Origin of the sequence: Corynebacterium sp. c24Ua_83 (assembly GCF_039907245.1) — a bacterium.
Lineage (GTDB): Bacteria > Actinomycetota > Actinomycetes > Mycobacteriales > Mycobacteriaceae > Corynebacterium.
In genome coordinates this window covers 204,995-221,921 of sequence record NZ_JASBOI010000001.1, presented here as the reverse complement: position 1 = coordinate 221,921, position 16,927 = coordinate 204,995, and the positions used below count along the sequence as shown (strand labels likewise).

The following is a 16,927-nucleotide window of genomic DNA, read 5'->3' as shown; positions in this document are numbered from 1 at the left end:
ATGGAATGCGTACATTCTACCCCCGGGTCAGGAAGGAGCGAACGATAGCCCTAAGGCTACTCAAGCGCGCGGCAATGGTCTTTTCGTTGCCGTGGGTTGTCGGCCGGTAGTACACCGCGTCCTTCAGATCGTCCGGCAGGTACTGCTGCGGCACCACGCCCTTCGGATCGTCGTGCGGATAGACGTATCCCACCGCGTTACCCAGCGCCTTCGCCCCTTGGTAGTGGCCGTCGCGCAGGTGAGCCGGAACGGCCTCGCCTTTGCCCGCCTGCACGTCCCCAATGGCGGAGTTGATGGCCGCGATCACCCCGTTGGACTTCGGCGCGGTCGCCAGGTGGATCGTAGCCTGCGCCAGGTTGAGCCGTGCCTCCGGCATGCCGATGAAGCTCACCGCGTGATACGCCGCCACCGCCACCTGAAGCGCCTGCGGGTCGGCCATGCCGATGTCCTCGCTGGCGTGGATAACCAGCCTACGGGCGATGAAGCGCGGATCTTCGCCGCCTTCCAGCATGCGGGCTAGGTAGTGCAGCGCGGCGTCCGGATCCGAACCGCGGATGGATTTAATGAAGGCACTGGTGATGTCGTAGTGCTGGTCGCCGTCGCGGTCGTATCGCGCCACTGCCTTGTTAAGGGACTTTTTTACTTGTGACGCCACCAGCTCCGCCACTCCGTCCTCCCCTTCCGGCTCGACTCCCTCGGCCGCGGCCTCCAGGTACGTCAGGCTACGGCGGGCATCACCGGCAGCCATGGCGACGAGCTGGTCCATGGCCTCGGGGGTCACCCGCAGTCGGCCGGCGTATCCGCGCTCATCGTCGAGAGCGCGCTGCAGTACGGTGCGGATGTCGGCGTCACTAAGAGAAGAAAGTTGGACAAGCAACGACCGCGACAAGAGCGGCGAGACCACAGAGAACGAGGGGTTCTCGGTGGTGGCGGCGACCAGCAGCACGGTGCGGTTTTCGACGGCGGAGAGCAGCGCGTCCTGCTGGGTTTTGGAGAATCGGTGCACCTCGTCGATGAACAGCACGGTGTGCTCGCCCATGACCAGGCGCTTGCGGGCCTGCTCGATGATCGCGCGGACTTCCTTGACGCCGGAGTTCAGGGCGCTCAAGGCCTCGAAGCGGCGGCCGGAAGCCTGGGAGATGAGGCTGGCGATGGTGGTCTTGCCGGCGCCAGGCGGGCCGTAGAGGATGACGGAGGTATCGCCGTGGCCCTCGATCAGGCGGCGCAGCGGCGAGCCCGGGCCGAGAACCTTGTCCTGGCCGACCACCTCGTCGAGGCTGCGGGGGCGCATGCGAACCGCCAGTGGGGCGTGGGAGCCGGGGTGAAAGTAGGCCTCGGCGGAGTGTGCGCCGGATCCGTTTGTGGGATCGGCGCCGTTGCCTTGCTGACCTTGGGAAAACAGATCGTCCATCGGCTTTAGTCGGCGGGCGCTAGTCTTCGCGCTCGTTCGGGAAGGCTCCCAGCTGCGACAGCACCTTCAACAGAACCTGCGCAAACTCGCCGATCGCCGCGAAGCTCTTGGACTCGCGTCGGCGGGAGAAGCGCTGGATGGCCTCCACCGTCGTGGCCAAATCCTCAAGCTGCTCCTCCGACATGTGGCGGATAGAGCGCGAAACCTCCTGGTTGTCGGACTCTTCACCGAAGACGAACGAGGAGTGCTTGGCCATGGAAAGGCGACCGTAGTACATCATGATCAGCGACAAGAAAGCCCAGCCGATTAGCGCGGACATGACCCAGTCGTGGAAGACCTCGTCGTCGGAGATTGCAGGCCAGATCTGCTGCGCCTCCGCCCGCCAGGCAGCGAGGAACTCCGTGGTCTCCGGCTCATCCAAAGCCGGGGTGGAATTATCCTGCGGGAACCCCGCCACCACGCAGGCGACGTCGAAGGCCGCGTCTCGGAAGCCGGCCCACTCGTAGTCCAGCAGCACGATGTTGTCCGTGAGCATGACGTTGTCCGGCGCCAGGTCGAAGGGGGTGAAGACCAGGAACTCGGACTTGCTCTGCCGCTCGGCGGCCTTAGAGGCATAGCGCTGCACCACCGGGTCGATAGTCAGCCCGTTGGAAATCATGAGGTCCACGCCAGACTGAATGAGCTCGCCGACGTCGATGTCGGACTCTTCAATCACCTCGGGGCTGATGTTATGGCGCTGGCACTGGCGGCGCATCAGGGTGGAGTAAGACTGCGCGCCACCGAACGTGGCGGCGTGCATTTTGCCCAGCGAACGGCCGAGCTTACGCAGGGCTCCGATGCGGGACTTGGAATCTTGCAGGGTCAGCACGTCTGTAAAGCTCGTGCCATCGCCCGCGTCCGACAGCACCAGCAGGCGCTGGTCGATGTCATAAGCCAGCAGTACAGGGCCGGGGCGTACCGTCTCCGCCAGGGTGTTGGTGTACTGGTAGGCCACGACCTCACGGAGCATGCCCAGGGCATCCGGGCCGAACTCCCCTGCGTCGCCGGCACCCTCGTTGGAGCCATCGCCGGCCCCGCCGCTGCCATGAGCGTTCGCGGCGCCCGCGTCCCCTTCGCTTTCCGGCGGCAGCTGCTTGATAACCACCGTGCGTTCCTGCAGGAAGGGGTCGGCGGAAATCCGGCAGCGCAGAACCATCGAGGAGCCACTCCCACCCAGATCCTGCGGATCGCTGAGTTCGGGTGAACCTCCGAAGCGGTTCGCCAAAACCTGGGTTGCCGCCTCGACAGTGGACTCGACTGATTGCACTACTACTCGCCTACTTTTCCTTCTGGCCCTTGGGGCCCTTCTTCGGCTTGAAATCGATACCGGATTCCTTACGCTGCTCCGCGGAGATCTCGCCCGGGGCGTCGGTCAGCGGATCCACGCCGCCACCGGACTTCGGGAAGGCGATGACGTCGCGGATGGAATCGAAGCCGCCCAGCAGGGAGACGATGCGATCCCAACCGAAAGCGATGCCGCCGTGCGGCGGGGCGCCGAAGGCAAACGCATCCAGCAGGAAGCCGAACTTCTCGCGGGCTTCCTCTTCGGTGATTCCCATGACCTTGAACACGCGCTCCTGCACGTCCGGCTGGTGGATACGGATGGAACCGCCGCCGATCTCGTTGCCGTTACACACGATGTCGTAGGCGTAGGCCAGGGCCTCGCCCGGGTTCTCGTCGAAGCTATCCAGGTACTCCGGCTTCGGAGAGGTAAAGGCGTGGTGCACGGCAGTCCAGGCGGAGTGGCCCAGGGCCACGTCGCCCGACGCGGCGGCATCCGCAGCCGGTTCGAACAGTGGGGCGTCGACAACCCAGGTGAAGGCCCAGTCGCCCTCCTTGATCAGGCCCAGCTTATTAGCGATCTCGCCACGGGCAGCGCCCAGCAGGGCGCGGGACGGCTTGGCCTCGCCTGCGGCGAAGAAGATGCAGTCGCCCGGCTTGGCACCGACGTGCTCGGCAATGCCCGCACGCTCTTCGTCAGTGATGTTCTTGGCCACCGGGCCAGACAGCTCGCCGTCCTCGCCCACCAGAATGTAGGCCAGCCCCTTCGCGCCGCGCTGCTTAGCCCACTCCTGCCAGGCATCCAGCTGGCGGCGAGGCTGGTCAGCACCGCCGTCCATGACGACGGCGCCGACGTACTCATTCTGGAACACGCGGAAGGTGGTGTTCTTGAAGAAGTCGGTGCACTCGGTGATCTGGATGTCGAAGCGCAGGTCCGGCTTGTCGGAGCCGTAGTACTTCATGGCATCGGCGTAGGTCATGCGCGGGATCGGGGTGGAGATCTCGTAGCCGATCTCCTTCCAGATCGCCACCAGGATCTCCTCTGCCAGAGAGATCACGTCTTCCTGGTCCACGAAGGACATCTCGACGTCCAGCTGGGTGAACTCCGGCTGACGGTCGGCGCGGAAGTCCTCGTCGCGGTAGCAGCGGGCGATCTGGTAGTAGCGCTCCATGCCAGCCACCATCAGCAGCTGCTTAAACAGCTGCGGGGACTGCGGCAGGGCGTAGAACGTTCCCGGGCGCAGGCGTGCGGGTACCAGGAAGTCACGGGCGCCCTCCGGGGTGGAGCGGGTCAGCGTCGGGGTTTCGATCTCCGTGAAGTCGTGCTCGGCCAGAACCCCACGGGCAGCCTGGTTCACACGGGAGCGCAGGCGCAGCGCATCGCCCTGGGTCTTGCGGCGCAGATCCAGGTAGCGGTACCTCAGGCGGGTCTCTTCGCCTACCTCGCCGGAGGAAGATGGATCGTCGATCTGGAACGGCAGCGCCGCCGCCTCGTTCAGAACCTCCAACGCGGACACGTTGACCTCGATGCCGCCAGAGGCCAGGTTCGGGTTCTCGGAACCCTCCGGGCGAGCCTCGACCACGCCGGTTACCTTCAGGCAGTACTCGCTGCGCAGGTCGTGCGCACGCTCCGCCACCTCGGACTCGCGGAAGACGACTTGTGCCACGCCGCTGCGGTCGCGCAGGTCGATGAAAATGACGCCACCGTGGTCGCGTCGACGACCAACCCAGCCGGTCAGGGTCACTTCATCACCAATATTCTCTGGGCGCAGTTCGCCCGCCAGGTGTGTGCGCAGCACGTTCCTATAGTCCTTCCTCGATTTTTAGCCTTTTCGGCCTTACAGCTTACCTTGTCTGCAATAGGGTGTATACGTCGCCCGGGTATGGCACGATTCACATGTGACTTTTAACAACAATCTGAACAACTATTCCGATCGTGGGCAGCGCGGAGGCACGGGATCCGGCGGGGGCGGATTCGGCTTCGGCGGTGGGGGTGGCAATCAGGGTGGAGGTGGCGGCTTGTTCACCGGCCTGCTTTTTGGCGCCCTCGCCCGCCGCTTCGGCATTCCCGGAATCATCGTTGCCGCTGTTCTCGTGTTCCTCTTCAACGGTGGATTGGGAATGCTGAGCGGGAACAACAGCGCGGATCAACGTGCGGGCGTCAGCAACAGTCGCACGGGCGAAGGCTTCGAGCACTGCAAAACTGCCGAAGACGCCAACAACAACGACGATTGCCGTGTATTGGCCACGGCGAAGTCGGTCGACCAGTTCTGGAGCTCGGCTCTGCCCGAGGAGGCTGGCAAGAAGTACAGCGAGCCGGGCCTGGTGCTCGCCGAGGGGCAGACCAGCACCCGCTGTGGCTCTGCGAACCTCGCTAGTACCGGCCCGTTCTATTGCCCCGGCGACGAGACGGTCTACATGTCCGTCCCATTCTTCGACGAGCTGAAGCAAATGGGTGGATCCAACGGCCCATTCGCGCAGATGTACGTCACCGCCCACGAGTTCGGCCACCACATTCAGAACCTGGAGGGCACCCTGGGCTTGAGCGATTACGATAACCCGGGTGAGGATTCCAACGCGGTGAAAATGGAGGTCCAGGCCGACTGCTACGCCGGAGTGTGGGCCCAGAACGCCGACAAGGGCGAGGACGCTCTGTTGGAGCCCCTCACCCAGGAGCAGGTCGAGCAGGCCATCACTACTGCTCGCTCTATTGGCGATGACGCCATCCAGTCCAGCGCCGGACAAGAAGTAAATCCTGACAAGTGGACTCACGGGTCTTCCGAAATGCGCGTGGACTGGTTCATGCGCGGCTACCAGGGCGGCACCATGAAGTCCTGCCACCAGGACTTCCAGCGCTAAGCCCCGCACACGTAGCCCTGCGGCGCCCCGCCTGCAGCGCTCTTAACGCTGCGGTGGCAGGTACGGGCGCAGCCAGTTCGGCACTGCGCTGGCCGGGATCAGGTGGTTCACCCATCCCCACAGGCCCGCACCGGCGGCGCCCAGTCCGATAATGCCCAGGATGATCGTGGTGATGATGCCTGCCTTAGCGGAGCCGCTGAGCTCCGTCTTGGAACCACCCAAGGACCCGGTGGAACCAGTGGAACCCGAGGACCCGCCCGGCTTGTCCGGGTTGGTCGAGTCGTCAGGGGCCGGGCCTGGCTGCGGGGCCGCGCCCGGGGCGTTGAAGCCCACCTTGATCGGGTCGTGGTCCGAGGCACGGAACACGTTCGGCTCGTAGAAGTCCACTACGTTGTAGTTGCGGCGAGAGTACTCGAAGGCAACTGACTCGTCGGCGTTGATGTCCCACACGTCCGCGCCGGTGGCCATCTCGGTGGCCTTCTCGTTGGCTAGGACGTGGTCCAGGGAGCCCACTCGGCCACCGAATTGGTAGGAATGGCCGGCGTCGAATTTGGTCTCGAGGTTGGTGTAGCCGGCCTCCTCGATGAGGCGGATGGCATCCTCCTTCGCGTAGGCGTTGAAGTCGCCCAGGATGAACTGCGGCTTGTCCTTGAAGTCCGCGTCTTCGCTCAGCCACTTCACGAGCTGGCTGGACATTTCTGCGCGCAGCTGGGCGTTGTTGCCCTGACCATCTCCCTTATCCGCGTCGCCGCGAGCCACGCTGCCCTTGGACTTGTAGTGGTTCACGACGGCGACGAAAGCCTGCTCGTCCTTCGCACCCTTGTTCTTGAACTGCTGCGCCAGCGGCTGGCGAGCGATCTGGTCGAAAGCCTCTACGTCGAGGATCTTGGACTCCCCGACCGGCTCGACCTTGTCCGGCTGGTAGATGAAGGCCGTGCGGATGACATCCTCGTTCTTGGCGACTGTGGCCGGGCTCTTAACGTACTCCCACTTGCCACCGGCCGCGTTGAGCTCGTCGACCAGGTGCTTCAGCGCTGCGTCGCGGTCCTTGCCGAACTTGGCGGAGTTCTGGATCTCCTCCAAGCCCAGGACCGAAACATCCAGGGTGTTGATCGCCTTGACGATCTTGGCCTGCTGATCCTTGAACGCCTGCTCGGAGTAGGCACCGCGAACGTCGCACTTGTCGGCGGTAACAGGGTTCCCCTCGCGATCCTTGTAGGAGCCGCAGTTGCCTTGATCCTGACCCAGATCGGTGAAGTAGTTCAGAACGTTGAAGCTGGCGATGGAGTGGCTGCCGCCGACCTCTTCGGGGCCGTTCTCCTCGGCGGGGCGGGAGTCCTCCCAGCTGATCGGCAGATCCGCCTGCGCGGTTTCGCCCGTGATCTGGGAGGTTGGCTGCAGGGACCACTTGTTGAAGCCATAGGACAGCACCGTCGGCTGGGAGAAGCTCACCTGGTCGCCGGCGCGAAGGGACTTGATGCCCTCGGCGGTCTTCAGGTAGGGCTGCGGGGTGTTCTGCGCATCCTTGTTGCGGAAGAAATTCAGCGTAGCGCCGTCGTCGAGGGTGACTACGCGTTTGGCGTTCTCGGCCTCATAGTCCTGGGCTTCCTTCCCCGGTGCCACCTTGGAGGTCGCCTGGTACAGCGGCTCGTTACCCTCCACAAGATCTACGGAACCGTACTGGTTCAGCTCGTAGTTGTTGGTGACGGTGTAGGTAGCGGAAGGCTGGAACATCATGTGCTCGTTGGCCTCGCGGGTCGCCTCGTCCAAAGGAACAGCATCCGTGATCGGCTCCGGCTTCTCGCCGCAGTCCTTTGACGGGTTGTCGGACTCGGTGTACTCGGCAGAGCCGAGCTGGGTGGACTCGTAGTGCTCCCCCACCTCGCCGGTGACTACGACGCACTTGCCGAGGTCCGCCGGGGTGCCGCCCTTGCCGGTGTAGACGAACACTGCCTGGGATGCTTCGCCAGCCTTACGCAACTGTGTCGCGCCGCCCTCCTGGATGACGAAGCCATCCAGGCGACCCGAAGGGTAGCTTGCGGTGACCCAGCCGGCCGTCTTGACCTTCTTGTCCACCAGCGGGGACTTCTCCCCCGTTCCCTGAATATCGGAGATCTTGTGTTCCTCGGCGTCTCCCGGCTGCTCCGGTTCGCCAGGTTGCTTCGGGTTCTCCGGCTGCTCTGGGTTTTCTGGATTACCCGGATTGTCCGGGGCTTCCGCGTTCGGATCCAGGGCGTCGCCACCGCTGAAACGCGGCTTCGGATCGCCGACGGTGAAGTCGGCGCTGTTGTCGTCGGTGTCCTTCCCATCTCCATTACGGGCAGCAGCCGTGGTGTTAGAGAGAGCCGCGGTGCCAGCGGTCTCGTTCACCTGCGCATTGCCATAACCCACGATGTCGATTGCTGGGTTTCCAGCGGCCCACTTCTCGGAAGAGTCAGCCAGGACGACGGTGCCGTTCGTACCGCCCATGGCCAAATCGTCCCCGGTGGCGTCAGCAACAAAATCCTGGGTACCGCCCTTACCCGCAGCGCCCTTGATCAGATAGAAGCCCTTCGGCTGGATGGTGCCGGATAGCGCGATCGGCTTGCCGTTGTTGTTACCGCTGGCGGAGAGGTACTGGACGGTCCACCCATCGAGTTCGATCGGCTTATCGGTGGGGTTGAACAGCTCAACGTAGTCGTTCTTCAGGGTCGCGCCCTTGTTTCCGCCGCCGCCATAGACAGCGCTGATGACGACGTTATCGCCGTCCGGGGTAGCCAGGGCAGTCGGGACGGTGAGGACGTTGGCTCCCAGGGCCAGCGCGCTGAAGGTGGCCACGGAGGTGATGGTCTTGAAACGAGCCTTCATGGATCTAGATCCTGCTTTCTGGTGAAGATAGCTCCCGCTGGTGAAGCGGGAGCTAGATGTGATTGGGGATTTGGTTACGGCGGGTTAGATCTTCAGCAGGTCGCGGGCCCACTTCGGCAAGACATGAGTCGGAACGCCACCGTTGTTCTGCACCCATGCGATGGCCGTAGCACCACCAATGATCAAGGCGAGGATGCCCAGGATGGCGCCGATGATGCCGCCGGTGGAGGAACCGGATAGGGAGCCTTCTGCACCCGAGTTCTCGTCCGACGTTGCACCGCAGCCACGATCGACGTCGAGCTTGCCCTCAACCGAAATCGGATAGTTGAGCTTAGAGCCAGCATCGGTGGTGATCTGCAGGAACGCTGCCTCCTCTGGAACCGTCAGGTTGACTTTGGCCTTACCGGTTTCGTCAAGGCCATCGGTGATGGTGTTGTCGGTGTTGGCTGAGGCCTCGCCGACGGTGATGGCCTTCTCCCCCTCGCAGCGCAGGAATTTAGCGGTCGCCGTGGTCGGCTTCTTTTCCTTGCCGGTGTAAGCCAGAGAGCTGAGATTGACGGTGACGTCCTTTGTCGGAGCCAGTACGTTCCCGCGCAGGGCCTCATCGGAAATCTGCGCCTCATCCACGGCCGCGCCGGACAGCTGCACGCCGACGGAGGTCTGGTTCGGGCGAACGGCGATGTCCTTATTGTCCTTCAGGTAGCGGTTGAACACATCGATGTCCATCTGACCCGCGTCCTGGAACTTGCCGCCCTTGAATGCATCAAAACTGTCACCACCGTTCAGCAGAAAGCTGGACCCGGCCACGCGGTACTTTTTGCTCGGGTCAAGAGGCTTGCCATTGACGGAAACGTAGGTGATGCGCTTGCCTTGCTCGGCATCCGGGTCGTATGCGTACTGCACGTTCTTGGACAAGCCCAACGCCAGCATTGCGCGCTCCCCGCCCGGCTTCCACTGCTGTTCGAGGGCCTGCTTCAGCTGCTCACCGGTGATCTCCACAACACCCAGGGAGTTGCCGAAGGGCTGAACTGCGAAAGCCTCTGCGTAGGTCACGTCACCGGAGGCCAGGTCAGCGCGGACGCCACCGGCGTTCATCACGCCGAGGTCGGCCTTCAAGTCGGTCAGCTTGTTAACGCCGTACAGGGTGGCGTCCGCGATCATGGAGTTCAGGGAGGACTCGGTACCGCGGTTACCGCCGGATTCGCCGTCGGAGTTCGCGCCGCGGTAAAAGTCGTTCTTCAGGGTGGTAACGACCTTTTCGCCCTCGGTTTTCGCCGAGTCCTTTGCCGCGGAAACGATCTTCGCCACGTCCTCATCCGGAGTATCGCCACATACGTCCATCATGTCCTTGGCGCTGCGGTTTTCGGCGGTGACGGACACAACCTTCTTGGCCGCCTTGTCGTAAACGATGTCGATGTCGGCCAGATCCATGCCGTAGTTGGCCGGCTGCACCAGCACTGGCTTACCGTCGAGCTTGCGTAGCACATGGGTGTGGCCGGCAATAACTGCGTCCACGTCCTCGGAGAATTTAGTGTTGTCCATCCCCTCATGCACCAGGCCGATGACTACGTCCGCCTCACCAGATTCCTTCAGTCGCTTGGCTTCTGCGTTAGTCGCAGCCACCGGTTCGGAGAAGCTGAGACCTTGGATGCCGTCCGGAGAAACCAGGTTCGGGGTGTCCGCAGTGATGGTGCCGACGTATCCGATCTTCACGCCGCCTTTTTCGATAACCGTGGACGGCGCCATGTCGCTTCCCTTGACGTTTGCACCCAGGTAGGGGAACTTCGCAAGCTTGTCGCCGTCAACACCTACGCGATCCTTCAGGTCTGACCAGCCCTTATCGAACTCGTGGTTACCCACGGCGGAAGCCTCTAGTTCCATGGCGTTCAGCGCATCCAGGGTCGGCTTGTCCTTCAGAATGGAGGACTCGAAAGGAGAACCACCAATGTTGTCACCTGCGGAAACGAAGCTGGTGTTCGGGTTCTCTTTGCGTTCCTTGTTCACGTAGCAAGCCATCACGGCCGCGCCGGGCTCGCTGATCTCTCCCTTGCGATCTTTAGCCTGGGATAGGTGGCCGTGGAAGTCGGTGACGCCGATGATGTTAAGACTTACCTGGTCAGCCTCAGCGGCGTATGCGGGAACATTCAGCCCCGCGAGGGCCAGGGTCGGCGCCATGGCCAGGGTCATGACGGCACGGGAACTGCGGCGAGACAGCTTGAACACTTTGGGTTTCTCCTCGTTGAAACGAATCACTAAAGGTTGCGCAGCAAAGGCGTGCTGCAACGAAGGAGAGCTAACCACCGTTACCTGTTCTTGTCCGCGCAAACCTTTGCGCAAATTACACTGTGACCAGGCGCTTCACATAGAGTAATCAAAGACTTAAACTTTAATTCACCAAAAATACCCCCGCGTGGTGTTACGCGAGAGTAAGGATGTGACCGGTGTTACCTCGGTCTTGTGCTCAGCCGTTCTGCTAGACGCCAGCAGTTTTTTCTGCCGTCTTCTCGGCCAGCAGCTCCACGACGGCGGTCAGATCCACCTCGTGCTGTTCGTGAGCGCCGAGATCCTTCACCGTCACCGTGCCCTCGGCCAGCTCCTTATCCCCCAGCACCAGGGCATACAGCGCACCAGCACGGTCGGCGCCCTTCATGGCTCCCTTCAGCCCGCGGTCGCCGTAGGACATATCGGCGGCGACCCCACGCTCACGCAGGTCGTCCACGATGCCCACCATCCGCCGCTTGGCCTCCGCGCCGAGTGCCACGCCGTAGACATCGACCCTTCTTCCTGTTGACGCCCTCTTCTCCTCCGCTTCGAGCGCCAGCAACGCCCTATCAACTCCCAGCCCGAAGCCGATTCCGGAAAGATCCTGCCCGCCCAGCTGAGCCATCAGGCCGTCGTAGCGGCCACCGCCACCGATGCCGGACTGTGCGCCCAGGCCGTCGTGGACGAACTCAAAGCAGGTCTTCGTGTAGTAGTCCAGGCCGCGCACCATCCGCGGGTTGATGGTGTAACCCACGCCCAGGTCGTCCAGCAGCCCGGTCACGGTCTCGAAGTGTTCGCGGGAGGAATCGCTGAGGTGGTCCAGCATCAAGGGAGCCTCGGCCAGCATCTCCTGCATCTCGGGGCGCTTATCGTCCAGGACGCGCAGCGGATTCAGCTGCGCGCGACGCTCGGTCTCCTCGTCCAGCGGCAGCGTGGACAGGAAGTCCTGCAGCTTCTGCCGGTAAGCGGGGCGGTCGTCCCAGTCGCCCAGGCTGGTCAGCTCCAGACGAAAGCCGTTCAACCCGATTGAGGTAAAGCAGCGGTGCGCCAGTGCGATAACCTCGGCGTCCAGAGCCGGGTCGTCCACGCCGATAGCCTCCACACCCACCTGCTGCAGCTGGCGGTAGCGGCCGGCCTGGGGGCGCTCGTAGCGGAAGAAGGGGCCGTTGTAGACCAGCTTGACGGGGAGCTGGCCGCGGTCCAGGTTGTGCTCAATGACGGCACGCATGACGCCCGCCGTGCCCTCCGGCCGCAGGGTCACCGAACGGCCGCCCCGGTCGGCGAAGGTGTACATTTCCTTCGACACGACGTCGGTGGATTCGCCGACGCCACGGGCGAACAGAGAGGTCTCCTCGAAGATCGGCAGCTCCACGTGCTCGTAGCCTGCGGCGTGCGCGGCGGAGGTGAACGCATCCTTGACCGCCTTGAACTCCGCCGATGTTGGCGGCACGTAGTCCGGCACGCCCTTCGGCGCGCTGAGCGCCTTAAACTTCTCGGCCTTGTCTTTCTGAGCCTTCTGGGACTTCTGTTGCTTCTTCTCGCTCTCAGTCACAAGTAAACAGTCTACTAAACGGCTATTGCACTGCCGCCAGAAAGCTATTGGTGCGCTTTTCCTCCCCGATGGTCGTGTGCGGGCCGTGCCCCGGCAGCACAATGTCCTCGTCGGCGAAATCGGTGGTGAGCTTCTTGAGGCTCAGCATCATGTCCTCGGGCGAGCATCCCGGAAGGTCGGTGCGGCCCACTCCCCCGCGGAACAGCACATCGCCGCCGAAGATCAGCCCATTCGCGCGGAACATGACATGCCCCGGTGAGTGGCCCGGCATGTGATGAATCTCGAACTCCGCGCCGCCAATACTGATGGAATCTCCCAGGTGACGAATGTCCTCAATCGCCGGCATGTTGGCCACGTCGAAATGTTGTGACAGCGGCCCGGCGGACTGATCCATCTCTAGCATGAAGCGATCCAACTCGTGGACGTACACCGGCACCCCGAACGCTCCCGCGTCGCGGATGTGGTCGATGTGCCCGTGGGTCAGAACGACCTTCTCGACGAAGAACTTGTGCTCCTCGGCGAGCCTTTGGATGTTCTCGAACGCCCCCAACCCCGGGTCTATAACGACCGCCGGGGAGTTTTCTCCGCTGGTGGCGTCCGAACCATCAATCACCACATAGCAATTGGTTTCGAAAGGGCCGGCAGGAAAAGAAAGGATCTGCGTAGTATCCGGCAGGAGGGTTGCGTCTGTGCTCATGCCACTAAACCCTAGCGAAAACAGCAACGAGCCCGTGCCCCTTCACCCGAATCGGCCAGTACGTAGGGCATAATGGAGCACCGTATCTAGCACAAGAAAGGTCCTAGAAAAACGTGTCTGACAACAACTACCCGAACGCGGCCCAGCGTGACCAGGCGCTGTCGGAGCTAGAGAAAGCTCTAAAGTCCCGCGAGCGCAAGGCCAAAATCGCGCCGCTGGGCGTGGTCGCAGCAACCCTCGCCGTGCTGGTGGTCATCGTCGGCGGAATCTGGTTCGCCGCCACCTACTCCTCTGACGAAGAGGAAGACCAGGTCGCCGAGAGCGAGCAGCAGCAGTCCGAAGAGCCGGATGTGAAGCCCGTGGCGCTGCCGGCAGGCCCCAAGGAGCCCTACGGTGACACGGTGAAGTGCGAGTACAAGAAGGATCCGGAGGGCGAGCTCAGCGACGCCGGACTGCCCAACGGCGAGGACGTGACTGCCAAGGGAACCGAGAAGGTCACCCTGACCATGAACGGCCAGAAGGTCGGCCTGGAGCTGGCCAACGACAAGTCCCCGTGCTCCACCAACTCCTTCAAGCACCTGGTAGAGAAGAAGTTCTATGACTCCACCAAGTGCCACCGCTCCGTGAAGTCCGATTCCATGACGATCCTGCAGTGCGGCGATCCCGAGGGTACCGGCGCAGGCGGCCCGGGCTACTCCTTCGCGGATGAATTCCCGAGCAATGGCGTGGACGAGGACAAGGCCGACTCCCCGGCCAACTACAAGCGCGGCACCCTGGCGATGGCCAACAGCGGCCCGGATACCAACGGCAGCCAGTTCTTCCTGGTCACCGGCGACACCACCCTGCCGCCGAGCTACAACGTCTTCGGCACCATCGACGAGGCCGGATTGAAGGTGCTGGACAAGCTGATGGAAAAGGCGCCTGAGGGCGATGCCTCCCCGTCCGAGGACATCAACATCGAGTCTGCAGTGCTGGGTTAGTTTGCTGGGCTAGCCTTCTGGGCTAGCCGCCCGTCGTGACGCGATAGACGTCGTAGACACCCTCGACGTTTCGCAGCTGGTTCATCATGTAGCCCAGCTGCTTCGTATCCGACACCTCGAAGGTGAAGCGGATCGTCGCCACTCTATCGCCCGCGGTGTGCGAGTTCGTGGCGATGATCGGCACCTTCTGGTCAGAGACCACGCGCGTCACATCAGAGAGCAAACCGTTGCGATCCAGCCCCTCGATCTGGATCGTGACCATAAACACCGCATTGTGGAAGCTGCTGGCCCACGAGACCTCGATGATCCGCTGCGACTCCTGGTGCAGCTTCTCAGCGTTGGTGCAGTCCGTGCGGTGCACGCTTACACCACCGCCCTTGGTGATGAACCCGAAGATTTTATCGCCCGGCACCGGGGTGCAGCACTTCGCCAGCTTCGCGGAGAAATCCGCCTCGCCCTGCACCAGAATGCCGGAACCATCGCCGCGGCCTTCCTGCGGGGTGTTCGCAATCTTCGAGGTCGCCGAGCCCGACTGCAGAACATCATCGGCCTCGGATTCCGGCTCCATCCCCTCAACCAGTCGATGGCAGACGTGCCCGGCGGTGACCTCTCCCCGACCAATTGCTGTGTAGAGCGCCTCGACATCCTGGTAGTTCATGTCGCTGGCCAACAGGCGCAGGGATTCGTGAGTAAACAGGCGGTGCACCGCCAGGCCACCCCGCTGCGCTTCGGCGGCCAGCAGGTCGCGGCCCTTCTCCGCCGCTTCCTCGCGCCGCTCCTTGGCGAACCACTGGCGGATCTTCGCCTTCGCGCGCGGCGAAACGACGATATTCATCCAGTCCTTCGACGGCCCGGAGTTCTGGTCCTTGGAGGTAAAGACCTCCACCTTGTCGCCGGTGTTCAGCTTGGATTCCAGCGCCACCAGCTTGCCGTTGACCTTCGCACCAATGCAACGGTGCCCGATCTCCGTGTGCACCGCATAGGCAAAGTCGATCGGCGTGGAACCGTTCGGCAACGTAATGGCATCGCCCTTCGGCGTGAACACGAAGATCTGGTTCGTCGACAGATCGTAGCGCAGCGAATCCAGGAACTCGTTCGGATCCGCGGCCTCCTTCTGCCAGTCCAGCAGCTGGCGCATCCACGCCATCTGGTCCACCTCTGCGGACTCGCTGTTGTTGTTGCCGCGGGTTTCCTTGTATCGCCAGTGCGCCGCGATGCCGTATTCGGCGTTGTGGTGCATCTCGTGGGTGCGGATCTGCACTTCCAGCGGCTTAGTGTCCGGGCCGATCACGGTGGTGTGCAGCGACTGGTACACGCCGAAGCGCGGGGAGGAAATATAGTCCTTGAACCGCCCCGGCATCGGCTGATATAGGGTGTGGATGGCACCCACAGCCGCGTAGCAATCCTGCACGCTATCCACCAGGATGCGCACGCCCACCAGGTCAAAGATCTCGTCGAAGTCGCGGCCGCGGACGATCATCTTCTGGTAGATCGACCAGTAGTGCTTCGGGCGGCCCTCCACAGTGGCGTGCAGCGAACTGCGCGACATGGCCAGCTCGATCTCCTGCTTCACCTTCGCCAGGTACTGGTCGCGCTTCGGGGCGCGGTCGGCAACCAGGCGCACGATCTCGTCGTACTTCTTCGGGTAGAGGATGGCGAAAGCCAGATCCTCCAGCTCCCACTTCACAGTCGCCATGCCCAGGCGGTGGGCCAGCGGGGCAATAACTTCGAGCGTCTCGCGCGCCTTCTTCGCCTGCTTCTCCGGCGGCAGGAAGCGCATGGTGCGCATGTTGTGCAGGCGGTCGGAGACCTTGATCACCAGCACGCGCGGATCCTCCGCCATGGCGACGATCATCTTGCGGATGGTCTCCGCCTCCGCCGCGGATCCCAGCACCACCTTGTCCAGCTTCGTCACGCCGTCCACCAGGCGGGAGACCTCGCTGCCGAAGTCGCGGGAGAGCTCCTCCAGGGAGTAGTCCGTATCCTCCACCGTGTCGTGCAGCAGCGCCGCTACCACGGTGGTTGTGTCCATGCCGATCTCCGCGGCGATCGTCGCCACCGCCAGCGGGTGCGTGATGTAGGGCTCGCCGGACTTGCGCTTCACGCCCTCGTGCAGCTTCTCGGCGGTGGCATAAGCGCGGTTCAGCAGGGCGAGGTCGGCGCGCGGGTGAAAGCGCCTGTGCACGGAAATGAGCGGCCCCAGTACCGGGTTGATCTTTGGCTTACCGGTGCCGGTGAGGCTTCGCGCAATGCGAGCCGCCATCCACAGCGAACCCTTCTCGTTGCTCATAGCCGCTTAAAGTCCTGCCTGTTTCTTCTCTTCTTTTTATTGACGCCACCTGCGCCAATTACCCCTGAGGGCTATCAGACGGCCTGGTCGACCACGTAGAGCGGAAGATCCTTCAGACGATCGCGACCGTCCAACGCGGATACTTCGAGCACCACGCCGAGTCCGCAGACCTTTGCCCCGGCGTTTTCCAACAGCTCGCGCGAGGCAGCGAGCGTACCGCCCGTAGCGAGCACGTCGTCGATGAGGAAGACGTTCTTGCCCTGCAGCGGGATCGCGTTGTCAGCCGGGATCTCTAGTGAGGCCGTGCCGTACTCCAAAGCGTAGTCCACATGGTGGACAGGGGGCGGCAGTTTGCCGCCTTTTCGAACTGCCAGGATGCCCACGCCCAGCTCGTAGGCGACGGCACTTCCGAGCAGGAAGCCGCGGGCATCCAATCCGCCGATCAGATCGATGTCAAAATTGCGGCAGTGCTCCGCCAGGTCTTGCACCAAGAGCTTGAAAGAATGCGGATCTGCCAGCACGGGGGTCAGGTCTTCGAAAACAATGCCTCGCGAGGGAAAGTCCGGGACAACCCGGATGCTGCGGCGCAATGCGCTCGCCGCGCTTTCTGCTCGCTGCGGTTTGCTGTCTTGGCCGGCGTGGTCGGCGTGGGAGGCGGAAGTCAAGCTCTTGGGTCTCTTTCTCTCTTTTGGCTGCGAGGGATCTGCGG

11 protein-coding genes are annotated in these 16,927 nt (G+C 62.9%); 2 read left to right on the top strand and 9 right to left on the bottom strand.

What is annotated here, in order from left to right; translation table 11 throughout:
- Positions 1-16 precede the first annotated feature (16 nt).
- The 3 genes from QKE30_RS01025 to aspS are packed head-to-tail and all read right to left on the bottom strand — an operon-like array spanning position 17 to position 4,530.
- Positions 17-1,411: a replication-associated recombination protein A gene (locus tag QKE30_RS01025; protein ID WP_347933863.1), complete on the bottom strand. Its 1,395-nt coding sequence runs from the start codon at positions 1,409-1,411 to the stop codon at positions 17-19.
- Positions 1,412-1,430: 19 nt separating this feature from the next.
- On the bottom strand, positions 1,431-2,717 hold the full coding sequence (locus QKE30_RS01020; RefSeq protein ID WP_297666562.1) for a phosphotransferase: 1,287 nt from the start codon (positions 2,715-2,717) through the stop codon (positions 1,431-1,433).
- Between the two features lie 10 nt (positions 2,718-2,727).
- Positions 2,728-4,530, bottom strand: a complete 1,803-nt coding sequence (aspS, locus tag QKE30_RS01015) for an aspartate--tRNA ligase (protein WP_297666563.1) — start codon at positions 4,528-4,530, stop codon at positions 2,728-2,730.
- 100 nt (positions 4,531-4,630) lie between these two features.
- On the opposite strand from aspS, the gene QKE30_RS01010 reads away from it, so the two are divergent.
- A complete protein-coding gene (locus tag QKE30_RS01010; RefSeq protein WP_347933862.1) occupies positions 4,631-5,590 on the top strand; it encodes a neutral zinc metallopeptidase in 960 nt (319 codons plus the stop codon).
- Between the two features lie 42 nt (positions 5,591-5,632).
- Here QKE30_RS01010 and QKE30_RS01005 read toward each other — a convergent pair whose 3' ends face one another.
- From QKE30_RS01005 to QKE30_RS00990, 4 genes are all read right to left on the bottom strand, one after another.
- Positions 5,633-8,437, bottom strand: coding sequence for an ExeM/NucH family extracellular endonuclease (locus QKE30_RS01005; protein ID WP_347933861.1), 2,805 nt, complete (start codon positions 8,435-8,437; stop codon positions 5,633-5,635).
- An 84-nt stretch (positions 8,438-8,521) separates the two neighbouring features.
- The gene (locus QKE30_RS01000) at positions 8,522-10,660 is read right to left on the bottom strand and encodes a bifunctional UDP-sugar hydrolase/5'-nucleotidase (protein WP_347933860.1); all 2,139 of its coding nucleotides are present in this window, start codon (positions 10,658-10,660) and stop codon (positions 8,522-8,524) included.
- A 250-nt stretch (positions 10,661-10,910) separates the two neighbouring features.
- Positions 10,911-12,251: a histidine--tRNA ligase gene (gene hisS / locus QKE30_RS00995; RefSeq protein WP_297666567.1), complete on the bottom strand. Its 1,341-nt coding sequence runs from the start codon at positions 12,249-12,251 to the stop codon at positions 10,911-10,913.
- Positions 12,252-12,273: 22 nt separating this feature from the next.
- Positions 12,274-12,948, bottom strand: a complete 675-nt coding sequence (locus QKE30_RS00990; RefSeq protein WP_297666568.1) for an MBL fold metallo-hydrolase — start codon at positions 12,946-12,948, stop codon at positions 12,274-12,276.
- A gap of 113 nt (positions 12,949-13,061) precedes the next feature.
- Here QKE30_RS00990 and QKE30_RS00985 point away from each other — a divergent pair, with 113 nt between their 5' ends.
- Positions 13,062-13,928, top strand: a complete 867-nt coding sequence (locus tag QKE30_RS00985) for a peptidylprolyl isomerase (RefSeq protein WP_347933859.1) — start codon at positions 13,062-13,064, stop codon at positions 13,926-13,928.
- Positions 13,929-13,950: 22 nt separating this feature from the next.
- On the opposite strand, the gene QKE30_RS00980 is transcribed toward QKE30_RS00985, so the two are convergent.
- Positions 13,951-16,218, bottom strand: a complete 2,268-nt coding sequence (locus tag QKE30_RS00980) for a bifunctional (p)ppGpp synthetase/guanosine-3',5'-bis(diphosphate) 3'-pyrophosphohydrolase (RefSeq protein ID WP_297666570.1) — start codon at positions 16,216-16,218, stop codon at positions 13,951-13,953.
- Between the two features lie 74 nt (positions 16,219-16,292).
- Positions 16,293-16,883 carry an adenine phosphoribosyltransferase gene (locus tag QKE30_RS00975; protein ID WP_239198590.1) on the bottom strand — a complete coding sequence of 197 codons (591 nt, stop codon included), beginning with the start codon at positions 16,881-16,883 and terminating at the stop codon, positions 16,293-16,295.
- Between the last annotated feature and the right edge of the window lie 44 nt (positions 16,884-16,927).